General features: G+C 58.9%; 10 protein-coding genes. 9 read left to right on the top strand and 1 reads right to left on the bottom strand.

All coding sequences use genetic code 11. From position 1 onward, the window contains the following. The first annotated feature begins 110 nt into the window (after positions 1 to 110). Positions 111 to 1,595, top strand: a complete 1,485-nt coding sequence (gene prpD / locus K9857_RS27470; RefSeq protein ID WP_224541255.1) for a 2-methylcitrate dehydratase — start codon at positions 111 to 113, stop codon at positions 1,593 to 1,595. 135 nt (positions 1,596 to 1,730) lie between these two features. Here the strand turns inward: prpD and K9857_RS27475 are convergent, their stop codons facing one another. Further along, positions 1,731 to 2,549: a pyruvate, water dikinase regulatory protein gene (locus K9857_RS27475; RefSeq protein WP_224541257.1), complete on the bottom strand. Its 819-nt coding sequence runs from the start codon at positions 2,547 to 2,549 to the stop codon at positions 1,731 to 1,733. Between the two features lie 174 nt (positions 2,550 to 2,723). On the opposite strand from K9857_RS27475, the gene ppsA reads away from it, so the two are divergent. The 8 genes from ppsA (at position 2,724) to K9857_RS27515 (ending at position 10,869) form a co-directional block, all read left to right on the top strand. Next, positions 2,724 to 5,099 (top strand): phosphoenolpyruvate synthase, encoded by a 2,376-nt coding sequence (gene ppsA, locus K9857_RS27480; protein ID WP_224541259.1) that lies wholly within the window; start codon positions 2,724 to 2,726, stop codon positions 5,097 to 5,099. A 174-nt stretch (positions 5,100 to 5,273) separates the two neighbouring features. Continuing rightward, a complete protein-coding gene (locus K9857_RS27485) occupies positions 5,274 to 6,263 on the top strand; it encodes an alpha/beta fold hydrolase (RefSeq protein ID WP_224541261.1) in 990 nt (329 codons plus the stop codon). A 140-nt stretch (positions 6,264 to 6,403) separates the two neighbouring features. Continuing rightward, on the top strand, positions 6,404 to 6,892 hold the full coding sequence (rraA, locus tag K9857_RS27490) for a ribonuclease E activity regulator RraA (RefSeq protein ID WP_224541269.1): 489 nt from the start codon (positions 6,404 to 6,406) through the stop codon (positions 6,890 to 6,892). A gap of 21 nt (positions 6,893 to 6,913) precedes the next feature. Continuing rightward, entirely contained in the window at positions 6,914 to 7,909 is a 996-nt protein-coding gene (locus tag K9857_RS27495) for a zinc transporter ZntB (RefSeq protein WP_224541263.1), read from the top strand. A 63-nt stretch (positions 7,910 to 7,972) separates the two neighbouring features. Further along, the gene (locus tag K9857_RS27500; RefSeq protein WP_224541266.1) at positions 7,973 to 8,221 is read left to right on the top strand and encodes a CrfX protein; all 249 of its coding nucleotides are present in this window, start codon (positions 7,973 to 7,975) and stop codon (positions 8,219 to 8,221) included. 2 nt (positions 8,222 to 8,223) lie between these two features. After that, entirely contained in the window at positions 8,224 to 9,048 is an 825-nt protein-coding gene (locus K9857_RS27505) for a mechanosensitive ion channel family protein (RefSeq protein WP_007916401.1), read from the top strand. Positions 9,049 to 9,139: 91 nt separating this feature from the next. Next, entirely contained in the window at positions 9,140 to 9,730 is a 591-nt protein-coding gene (gene sigX / locus K9857_RS27510) for an RNA polymerase sigma factor SigX (RefSeq protein WP_016773832.1), read from the top strand. 107 nt (positions 9,731 to 9,837) lie between these two features. Continuing rightward, a complete protein-coding gene (locus K9857_RS27515) occupies positions 9,838 to 10,869 on the top strand; it encodes an OmpA family protein (protein ID WP_224541267.1) in 1,032 nt (343 codons plus the stop codon). Positions 10,870 to 11,010: the final 141 nt, after the last annotated feature.

Raw genomic sequence — 11,010 nt, forward strand, 5'->3', positions numbered from 1 at the left:
CAAGCCTCGCTCCTACAGGGGGATCGCGTTACAGAACAAGAATGTTGTCATCCGCCGTGATCGCCCGAACCGAGGTCCCATCAACGAACCACCTCACGAGTGAATCGAACATGAGCGCCAACGTTGACCTGAACAATCGCCCGGACTACGACCAGGTTCTGCAGGACATTGCCGACTATGTCCTCAATTTCCGCATCGAGTCCGAAGAAGCCCTGAACACCGCCCGCAACTGCCTGATGGACACCCTGGGCTGTGGCTTGCTGGCGCTGCGTTTTCCCGAGTGCACCAAGCATCTGGGACCGGTCGTTGAAGGCACGGTGGTGCCGTTCGGTGCGCGGGTGCCGGGGACGTCCTATCGGCTGGACCCGGTCAAGGCGGCGTGGGACATCGGTTGCACCGTGCGCTGGCTCGATTACAACGACACCTGGCTGGCCGCGGAGTGGGGCCATCCGTCGGATAACCTCGGCGGCATCCTCGCGGTGGCTGACCATTTATCACAAAGGCGTCTGGCCAGTGGCGATGCGCCGCTGACCCTGCGTACAGTGCTCGACGCGATGATCATGGCCCACGAGATTCAGGGCGTGATTGCGCTCGAGAACTCCTTCAACCGCGTCGGTCTCGATCACGTGATCTTGGTGAAAGTCGCCTCCACCGCAGTCACCGCCAAATTGATGGGGGCCAACCGCGAGCAGCTGTTGTCCGCGTTGTCCCATGCGTTCGCCGACGGTCAGGCACTGCGTACCTATCGTCATGCGCCGAATGCCGGGTCGCGCAAGTCCTGGGCGGCGGGGGATGCTTCCAGTCGGGGTGTGCGTCTGGCGGACATCGCCATGCGCGGTGAAATGGGCATTCCCGGGGTGCTGAGCGCGAAACAGTGGGGTTTTTACGACGTGTTGTTCAGCCATACCAACAACGATCTGGCGCTCAAGCCCGAAGACCGGCGCGCTTTCAGCTTCTCGCGGCCGTACGGCAGTTATGTCATGGAGAACGTGCTGTTCAAGATCAGCTTTCCGGCGGAGTTTCACGCGCAAACCGCCTGCGAAGCGGCGGTGATCCTGCATCCGAAGGTGCGCAATCGTCTGCACGAAATCGACAGGATCGTCATTACGACTCAAGAGTCGGCGATCCGCATCATTTCCAAGGTCGGTCCGCTGGCCAACGCCGCCGACCGCGATCACTGCATCCAGTACATGACCGCCGTGCCGCTGGCCTTCGGCAATCTGGTGGCCGAGCACTACGAGGACGGTTTCCACCGGGCGCATCCGATCATCGATGTGCTGCGCGACAAGATGGTCATCGTCGAGGATCCGCGCTTCACCCGGGAATACCTGGAGGCCGACAAGCGTTCGATTGCCAATGGGGTGCAGGTGTTTTTCAAGGACGGTTCCAGCACCGAAAACGTAGTGGTGGAGTACCCGGTGGGGCATCGCCGGCGGCGGGCCGAGGGGATTCCATTGCTGGAGGACAAGTTCAGGGCGAACCTGGCGACAAGGTTCGCCGGGCAGCGTTGTGAGGAGATTTTTGCGTTGTGCAAGGACCAGGCGCGGCTTGAGGCGACTGCGGTGAATCGGTTTATGGATTTGTTTGTGGTCTGATAGACCGCGTTATCGTTCAATCGCGAGCAGGCTCGCTCCCACAGGGGTATTCAGTGGACACAGGATTTGCGAACGACTGTAGTCCATTGTGGGAGCGAGCCTGCTCGCGATAGCGGCCGAACAGACGCCGCAGAATTACTTGAACCGCCGCTCCACCCCTTTCTCCACAAGAATCTTCGCCGAGATTTCTTCAACGGAAAAATGTGTGGAGTTGATGTTCGGAATGTTCTCGCGACGGAACAGATTCTCCACCTCGCGCACTTCGAACTCGCACTGGGCGTAGCTCGAATAGCGGCTGTTGGGCTTGCGCTCGTTGCGGATCGCGGTCAGGCGGTCGGGGTCGATGGTCAGGCCGAACAGCTTGTGCTGGTGGGCGCGCAGGGCGTTTGGCAGGGTCAGGCGCTCCATGTCGTCTTCGGTCAGCGGGTAGTTGGCCGCGCGAATGCCGAATTGCATGGCCATGTACAGACAGGTAGGTGTCTTGCCGCAGCGCGACACACCCACCAGGATCAGGTCGGCCTTGTCGTAGTAGTGCGTGCGGGCGCCGTCGTCGTTGTCGAGGGCGAAGTTCACCGCCTCGATCCGCTCCATGTAATTGGAGTTGGAGCCGATCGAGTGGGATTTGCCGACGGAATAGGAAGAATGCTCGGTCAGTTCCTGTTCCAGAGGCGCCAGGAAGGTCGAGAAAATGTCGATCATGAAACCATTGGAAGTTGCGAGGATCTCACGAATGTCCTGATTGACGATGGTATCGAAGATAATCGGACGAAAGCCGTCGACTTCGGCGGCTTTGTTGATTTGTTGTACCATGGCCCGCGCTTTATCCACGCTGTCGATGTACGGCCGCGTGAATTTGCTGAAGGTAATGTTTTCGAACTGCGCCAGAAGGCTTTGACCCAGGGTTTCGGCAGTGATGCCGGTGCCATCGGAGATAAAGAAAGCAGATCGTTTCATTTGCACCTTGGGCCTTAAGCTAGTGACGAATCTTGGATATGATAGGCGCGATTTGCCGGCCGCCAATGGCCGGCATTCTCACTTATTTTCCAGGTCCAGGCCATACAGCCGGCAAACGCCCCCTTTGGCAGCCGGCTTCTGAGCTTTTCCAACACAGTTAGTGGAGAGATCACCTTGGTAGAGTACGTAGTTTCCCTCGATAAGCTCGGCAAACACGATGTTGAGCATGTGGGGGGCAAGAACGCATCCCTGGGCGAGATGATCAGCAACCTTGCAGGTGCCGGTGTATCGGTGCCCGGTGGCTTCGCCACAACCGCTCAGGCGTATCGCGACTTCCTGGAACTGAGCGGCCTGAACCAGCAGATTCACGACGCCCTGGATGCACTGGACGTCGATGATGTGAATGCTCTGGCCAAAACCGGTGCCCAGATCCGTCAATGGATCATGGAAGCCGAGTTCCCCGAGAAACTGAACGCCGAAATCCGCACCGCATTCGCCACCCTGTCCGCCGGCAATCCCGACGTGGCCGTGGCCGTGCGCTCTTCCGCTACCGCAGAAGACCTGCCGGACGCTTCCTTCGCCGGTCAGCAGGAAACCTTTTTGAACATCCGTGGTGTGGAAAACGTCATCCGCGCCGCCAAAGAGGTGTTCGCCTCCCTATTCAACGATCGCGCGATTTCCTATCGCGTGCATCAGGGCTTCGACCACAAGTTGGTTGCCCTGTCGGCCGGCGTACAACGCATGGTCCGTTCCGAAACCGGCACCGCCGGCGTGATGTTCACCCTCGATACCGAATCCGGTTTCCGCGACGTCGTGTTCATCACCGGCGCCTACGGCCTGGGTGAAACCGTCGTACAAGGCGCGGTGAACCCGGACGAATTCTACGTCCACAAGAAAACCCTGACCGATGGTCGTCCGGCCATCCTGCGCCGCAACCTGGGCAGCAAGGCCATCAAGATGATCTACGGCGACGAGGCCAAGGCCGGTCGTTCGGTCAAGACCGTCGACGTCGACAAGGCCGATCGCGCGCGTTTCTGCCTGACCGACGCCGAAGTCAGCGAGCTGGCCAAGCAGGCGATGATCATCGAGAAGCACTACCAGTGCCCGATGGACATCGAATGGGCCAAGGACGGTGACGACGGCAAGCTGTACATCGTGCAGGCCCGTCCGGAAACCGTGAAGAGCCGCACCCAGGCCAACGTCATGGAACGTTACCTGCTCAAGGAAACCGGCACCGTGCTGGTGGAAGGTCGTGCCATCGGCCAGCGCATCGGCGCCGGCAAGGTCCGCATCATCAAGGACGTGTCCGAGATGGACAAGGTCCAGGTCGGCGACGTACTGGTTTCCGACATGACCGACCCGGACTGGGAACCGGTCATGAAGCGCGCCAGCGCCATCGTCACCAACCGTGGCGGACGTACCTGCCACGCGGCGATCATCGCCCGTGAGCTGGGCATTCCGGCCGTGGTCGGTTGCGGCAACGCCACCGAACTGCTGAAGGAAGGCCAGGGCGTGACCGTTTCCTGCGCCGAAGGCGACACCGGTTACATCTTCGAAGGCGAACTGGGCTTCGACATCAAGAAAAACTCCGTCGACGCCATGCCGGACCTGCCGTTCAAGATCATGATGAACGTCGGCAACCCGGACCGTGCCTTTGACTTCGCACAGCTGCCGAACGCCGGTGTGGGCCTGGCCCGCCTGGAGTTCATCATCAACCGCATGATCGGCGTGCACCCCAAGGCACTGCTGAACTACGACGGACTGCCGCTGGAAATCAAGGAAAGCGTCGACAAGCGTATTGCCGGCTACAACGATCCGGTCGGCTTCTACGTCGAGAAACTGGTCGAAGGCATCAGCACCCTGGCGGCGGCGTTCTATCCGAAGAAGGTCATCGTGCGTCTGTCGGACTTCAAGTCCAACGAATACGCCAACCTGATCGGCGGCAAGCTGTACGAGCCGGAAGAAGAAAACCCGATGCTGGGCTTCCGTGGCGCTTCGCGTTACATCAGCGAATCGTTCCGTGACTGCTTCGAACTCGAATGCCGCGCCCTCAAGCGCGTGCGCAACGAGATGGGCCTGACCAACGTTGAAATCATGGTGCCGTTCGTCCGTACCCTGGGCGAAGCGAGCCAGGTGGTGGATCTGCTGGCTGAAAACGGTCTGGCTCGCGGTGAAAACGGCCTGCGCATCATCATGATGTGCGAACTGCCGTCCAACGCGATCCTGGCGGAAGAATTCCTCGAATTCTTCGACGGTTTCTCCATCGGCTCCAACGACCTGACCCAGCTGACCCTGGGCCTGGACCGCGACTCCGGCATCATCGCGCACCTGTTCGACGAGCGTAATCCGGCGGTCAAGAAGCTGCTGGCCAACGCCATTGCCGCCTGCAACAAGGCCGGCAAGTACATCGGCATCTGCGGTCAGGGCCCTTCGGACCACCCGGACCTGGCCAAGTGGCTGATGGAACAAGGCATCGAAAGCGTCTCGTTGAACCCTGACTCCGTACTGGAGACCTGGTTCTTCCTGGCAGAGGGTCAGGCTTCGGCTTGATCACGCGATCCCCTGTAGGAGCGAGCTTGCTCGCGATGCACTCAAGAACACCGCGGGGCATCTGATGCCCCGCGTCATCGTTGGCGACCATCGCGAGCAAGCTCGCTCCCACAGAGACCAAGATTCAAGCAGGGCGGGCTCCTCCGGAAGCCGCCCTTTTTTGTGCAAGAGATTATGCAAAGCAGCAGCAACCTATTTCCTGTCGCCCTGATCAGCGCCGAACGACGCGGTGATCTGAGCGAAGATGTCTATCGTTTGAAACCCGCGAACAGCCCGGATGCCAGCGTCGAAATCGCCGTGACGCGTCTGGGCATGGCCGATGACTCGGCAGTGCGCGGCGTGCCGGTCATTCTCCTGCACGGCAGCTTTTCCAACCGACGCTTCTGGTTTTCCCCCAAGGGCCTGGGCCTGGGCGCGCATCTGACGCGGCTGGGGTACGACGTGTGGATTCCGGAAATGCGCGGCCACGGCCTGTCCCAGCGCAATCTGGACTACCGCAAGAACCGCGTCGCCGACTACGCGCGCTACGATCTGCCGGCCATTGGCGCCTTCGTGCGCGAGCAAAGCGGCCAGATTCCGCACTGGATCGGCCATTCGCTGGGTGGCATTACTCTGGCGGCGGCCTTGGGCGGTCAATACATCGGTGAGCCGGTGGTGGCATCCGCGGCGTTCTTCGGCACCCAGGTCAGCCGCACCTACTGGCCGTTGAAAATCCCGCCTGTGGAGTGGAGCGGGCGCTTCATTCTCAAGCGTTTCGCCCAGCTGTCCGGGTCCCGGCTCAAGCGCGGGCCGGAAGACGAGCCCATCGGCCTGGCCCTTGAGAGCATGCGCTGGTACGGCCTGTTCGGGCGCTTTGGCGATGCCGACAAGGACTGGTGGGCCGGCTTGGCCGAAGTCCAGGTGCCGGTGCTGGCGGTGAGCGCGGCAGGGGATCATCAGGATCCGGCCTGGGCGTGCCGCAAGCTGTTCGAGCAGTTGGGCTGCGAGCACAAGCAGTTCATCAATCTGGGGCGCGAGCAGGGTTTTACCGAGAATTTCGGGCATGTGGAGATGCTGGTCAGCAAAGCCGCGCAGACCGAGGTATGGCCTCTCGTAGCCCGTTGGTTGGCGGATCAGCACACCCCATTGCTGGGTGAACAAGCGGACGTTGCCGCGGCAATCTAAGCTGGAGGCTCTAACAGGGGCATTCCGCTCTGGTCGGCTTGAGGCTAAGATATGACGGTTTGAGCTGTTCTGGTCATTTTCGATGATCGAATCATCAATGATGTTCGTGCTTTCTTCCTCTTTACAGGAGTTTCTCGATGATCCATTACCTCACGCCTGACCTGTGCGACGCCTATCCGGAGCTGGTGCAGGTGCTGGAACCGATGTTCAGCAATTTCGGCGGCCGTGATTCCTTCGGCGGCGAAATCGTGACCATCAAATGTTTCGAAGACAACTCGCTGGTCAAGGAACAGGTCGAACTCCAGGGCAAGGGCAAGGTACTGGTGGTCGATGGCGGCGGCTCCCTGCGCCGCGCACTGCTGGGCGACATGCTCGCCGAGAAAGCCGCGAAAAACGGTTGGGAAGGGCTGGTGATCTACGGTTGCATTCGTGACGTCGACGTCATCGCGCAAACCGAGCTGGGCGTCCAGGCGCTGGCCAGCCACCCGATGAAAACCGACAAGCGCGGCATCGGCGACCTGAACGTTGCCGTCACCTTTGCCGGGGTGACTTTCCACCCAGGCCACTACATTTATGCGGACAACAACGGCGTGATCATCTCGCCGAGCCCGCTGAAAATGCCTGAGTAAAACCTGACAGAAGGAATGCGGATGTTCGAGGAAGAAAACGCGCAGTGGGGATTGGTCCACGCCCTGGTGCTGGACGGTAAAGGCGGTGCGCGTTCGATAGCCCGGACAGAACTCGACGATTTGCAGCTGCAGGCCCATGAAAGCCTGTGGCTGCACTGGGATCGCAGTCATCCGCAAACCCAGACCTGGCTGCGCAAATCCAGTGGTCTGAGCGAATTCAGCTGCGACCTGCTGCTGGAAGAAAACACCCGTCCGCGTCTCTTACAGCTTTCCGACAGCGAACTGCTGCTATTTTTGCGTGGTGTGAACCTCAACCCGGGGGCTGAGCCTGAAGACATGGTCTCGGTACGGATCTTCGGTTCCGCCCAGCGAGTGATTTCTCTTCGGTTGCGCCCGTTGCGCGCCACTGAAGAACTGCTGGCGCAACTGGAGGCAGGCAAGGGGCCGAAAACCGCATCTGAAATCATCCTCTATATGGCGCAGTACCTGACCAACAAGGTTCAGGATCTGGTCAGTTGCCTCTCCGAAGTGGTCGATGACGAAGAGGAAAAGCTGGATGCCGACGAACGGTATACGCCCGAACATGGAGAGGTTTTGCAGATCCGGCGCCGGGCTGCTGCGTTGAAGCGGTTCCTCGCTCCGCAGCGGGATATTTTCGGTCAGCTGACACGGATCAAATTGCCCTGGTTCGTCGAGGACGATGGCGATTACTGGAACGAATTGAACAACAGCTTGACCCGTTATCTCGAGGAGCTGGAATTGACCCGGGAGCGCGTGGGGCTGGTCCTGGAGGCTGAAGACCGAAGATTGAGCGTGCGCATGAACCGCACCATGTATCGCTTCGGGGTCATCACCGGGATCTTTTTGCCGATGAGCTTTTTGACCGGTCTTTTGGGGATCAACGTTGGGGGGATTCCGTTATCCGGAAGTCCTTATGGCTTCCTCGTCGCCTGCGTGCTGATGGTTTCGGTGGCGCTCGGGCAGTGGTGGTTATTCCGGCGTTTGCGCTGGGTCTGAATGTAAACCTTGTGACCCGACCAAATTTGACCGCGTCTTTCACAGACATCACGAGAGGTGCGTATGCACGATCCGTTTGAACAGTCTTTGCGTGACATGCTCAATGCCGAACCGTCCAGCCGGGACGAGGATGCGTGCCTTGGCCGCGTACTGAAAACCGCCAACCGCCAGGTCGGCGCCGGCGATCTGTTCAGTCTGCTGGGCCGCTGGCTGCCCGCCCTGATGATCGCTCTCAATAATGGCTCGGCCCATGTGGCGCCGGTGTCCCGTCTTCGTAAACCTAACGCTCGCACTGCTGATAAGGCTGATTGAATATGGAACTTGATCTCTGGACACAGAGCCTCGTCACTGCAATGACTGCGCTATGGACCAAGGTTGCGAACTTCATTCCGAACCTGTTTGGCGCACTGGTTGTGCTGCTGCTGGGTTTCGTCGTGGCCAAGTTGCTGGACACGCTGCTGTCCAAATTGCTGGCCAAACTGGGCCTCGATCGCCTGATGGGCGGTACCGGCCTGACCAAACTGATGTCCCGCGCCGGCCTGCAGGTTCCGATTTCGACCCTGATCGGCAAGATCGTCTACTGGTTCGTTCTGCTGATTTTCCTGGTTTCCGCCGCTGAATCCCTTGGCCTTGAGCGGGTTTCAGCTACGCTGGACATGCTGGCGCTGTATTTGCCGAAGGTTTTCGGTGCCGCGCTGGTGCTGCTGGTAGGTGTCCTGCTGGCGCAACTGGCCAACGGCCTGGTGCGTGGCGCAGCCGAAGGCGTGGGACTGGACTACGCTTCAGGCCTTGGGCGAATCGCCCAGGGGCTGGTCATCATCATCAGTATTTCGGTCGCGATCAGTCAGTTGGAGGTCAAGACTGACCTGCTCAACCATGTGATCGTCATCGTTTTGATTACCGTTGGTCTGGCGGTTGCGCTGGCCATGGGCTTGGGAAGCCGGGAAATCGCCGGTCAGATTCTTGCGGGAATCTATGTGCGTGAGTTGTACCAGGTTGGGCAACAAGTGCGAGTTGGAGAGGTCGAAGGGCAGATCGAGGAGATCGGCACGGTTAAAACCACATTGCTGACGGATGAGGGTGAGCTAGTCTCTCTTTCCAATCGGATCCTCCTCGAGCAGCATGTGAGTAGCCGCTAACCCGGCAAATCCTGCTAATGTATGCCGCCGCAAAAATGCCTGCTGATGCCGGCTGCGGCGGACATTGACCTGACTGTCGGCCCGACTTGTTTTGAATAAAGCCCAACCGCTATCCACGCGCTACGACCCCCGTGAGCTCTCTGATGAGGAGTTGGTCGCGCGCTCGCATACCGAGCTGTTTCACGTAACGCGCGCCTATGAAGAACTGATGCGGCGTTACCAGCGAACATTATTTAACGTCTGTGCACGATATCTCGGGAACGATCGCGATGCAGACGATGTCTGTCAGGAAGTGATGTTGAAGGTGTTGTATGGTTTGAAGAACTTCGAGGGCAAGTCGAAGTTCAAGACATGGCTATATAGCATCACGTACAACGAGTGCATCACACAGTATCGGAAAGAACGGCGAAAGCGTCGCTTGATGGACGCATTGAGTCTTGACCCCCTTGAAGAAGCGTCCGAGGAAAAGGCGCCGAAACCCGAGGAGAAGGGCGGACTTGATCGCTGGCTGGTGTATGTGAATCCGATTGACCGCGAAATTCTGGTGCTACGATTTGTCGCAGAGCTGGAGTTTCAGGAGATCGCAGACATCATGCACATGGGCTTGAGCGCAACAAAAATGCGGTACAAACGTGCTCTAGATAAATTGCGTGAGAAATTTGCAGGCATTGCTGAAACTTAGTTCAGCGCAAATATCTCTTACGTGTAGGCAAGTTCTGATAGAATTGCCGCCGAGTTGTCCCCCGGTTTGCGGGACTGCTTCACAATCACCAGATGGGGATTTAACGGATGAAACTGAAAAACACCTTGGGCTTGGCCATTGGTTCTCTTATTGCCGCCACTTCGTTCGGCGCTCTGGCACAGGGCCAAGGCGCAGTTGAAATCGAAGGCTTCGCAAAGAAAGAACAGTTCGACAGCGCTCGTAACTTCAAGAACAACGGCAACCTGTTCGGCGGTTCCGTTGGTTACTTCCTGACCGATGACGTTGAACTGCGTCTGGGCTACGACGAAGTGCACAACGTGCGTTCCGACGACGGTCGTAACATCAAGGGCGCCAACACCGCTCTGGACGCTCTGTACCACTTCAACAACCCGGGCGACATGCTGCGTCCATACGTATCGGCTGGTTTCTCCGATCAGAGCATCGGTCAGAACGGCAAGGGCGGTCGTGACCGCTCCACCTTCGCCAACGTTGGCGGCGGTGCCAAGCTGTACTTCACCGAGAACTTCTACGCCCGTGCCGGCGTTGAAGCTCAGTACAACATCGACAAGGGCGACACCGAGTGGGCTCCTAGCGTCGGTATCGGTGTGAACTTCGGTGGCGGCTCCAAGCCAGCCGCTGCTCCAGTTCCAGCTCCAGAAGTCTGCACCGACAGCGACAACGACGGCGTTTGCGACAACGTCGACAAGTGCCCGGACACCCCAGCCAACGTAACCGTTGACGCTGATGGCTGCCCAGCAGTTGCTGAAGTTGTTCGTGTAGAGCTGGACGTGAAGTTCGACTTCGACAAGTCGGTCGTCAAGCCAAACAGCTACGCTGACATCAAGAACCTGGCTGACTTCATGAAGCAGTACCCATCCACCACCACTACTGTTGAAGGTCACACTGACTCCGTCGGTCCTGACGCTTACAACCAGAAACTGTCCGAGCGTCGCGCAGCGGCTGTTAAGCAGGTTCTGACCAACCAGTACGGTGTTGAATCGTCCCGCGTTCAGTCCGTTGGCTACGGCGAATCCCGCCCAGTTGCTGACAACGCCACTGAAGCTGGCCGCGCTGTAAACCGTCGCGTAGAAGCGCAGGTTGAAGCCCAAGCTAAGTAATTAGCTCGCCGCTTTGAGAAAAGCCCGGCTTATGCCGGGCTTTTCTTTGCCTGCGATTTGGGAAAGCGCGTTTTCTGTAGGAGCGAGCTTGCTCGCGATGGACGCCCAGGCACCGCGGGGCATCAGGCTGCCAGCGTTATC

It is taken from the genome of Pseudomonas sp. REP124 (assembly GCF_020164475.1).
In the GTDB taxonomy this organism is placed as follows: Bacteria; Pseudomonadota; Gammaproteobacteria; order Pseudomonadales; family Pseudomonadaceae; genus Aquipseudomonas.

Coding starts and splice junctions, on each gene's coding strand:
- prpD (WP_224541255.1), top strand. CDS start 111: ATGAGCGCCAACGTTGACCTGAACAATCGCCCGGACTACGACCAGGTT.
- K9857_RS27475 (WP_224541257.1), bottom strand. CDS start 2,549: ATGAAACGATCTGCTTTCTTTATCTCCGATGGCACCGGCATCACTGCC.
- K9857_RS27485 (WP_224541261.1), top strand. CDS start 5,274: ATGCAAAGCAGCAGCAACCTATTTCCTGTCGCCCTGATCAGCGCCGAA.
- K9857_RS27495 (WP_224541263.1), top strand. CDS start 6,914: ATGTTCGAGGAAGAAAACGCGCAGTGGGGATTGGTCCACGCCCTGGTG.
- K9857_RS27500 (WP_224541266.1), top strand. CDS start 7,973: ATGCACGATCCGTTTGAACAGTCTTTGCGTGACATGCTCAATGCCGAA.
- K9857_RS27505 (WP_007916401.1), top strand. CDS start 8,224: ATGGAACTTGATCTCTGGACACAGAGCCTCGTCACTGCAATGACTGCG.
- K9857_RS27515 (WP_224541267.1), top strand. CDS start 9,838: ATGAAACTGAAAAACACCTTGGGCTTGGCCATTGGTTCTCTTATTGCC.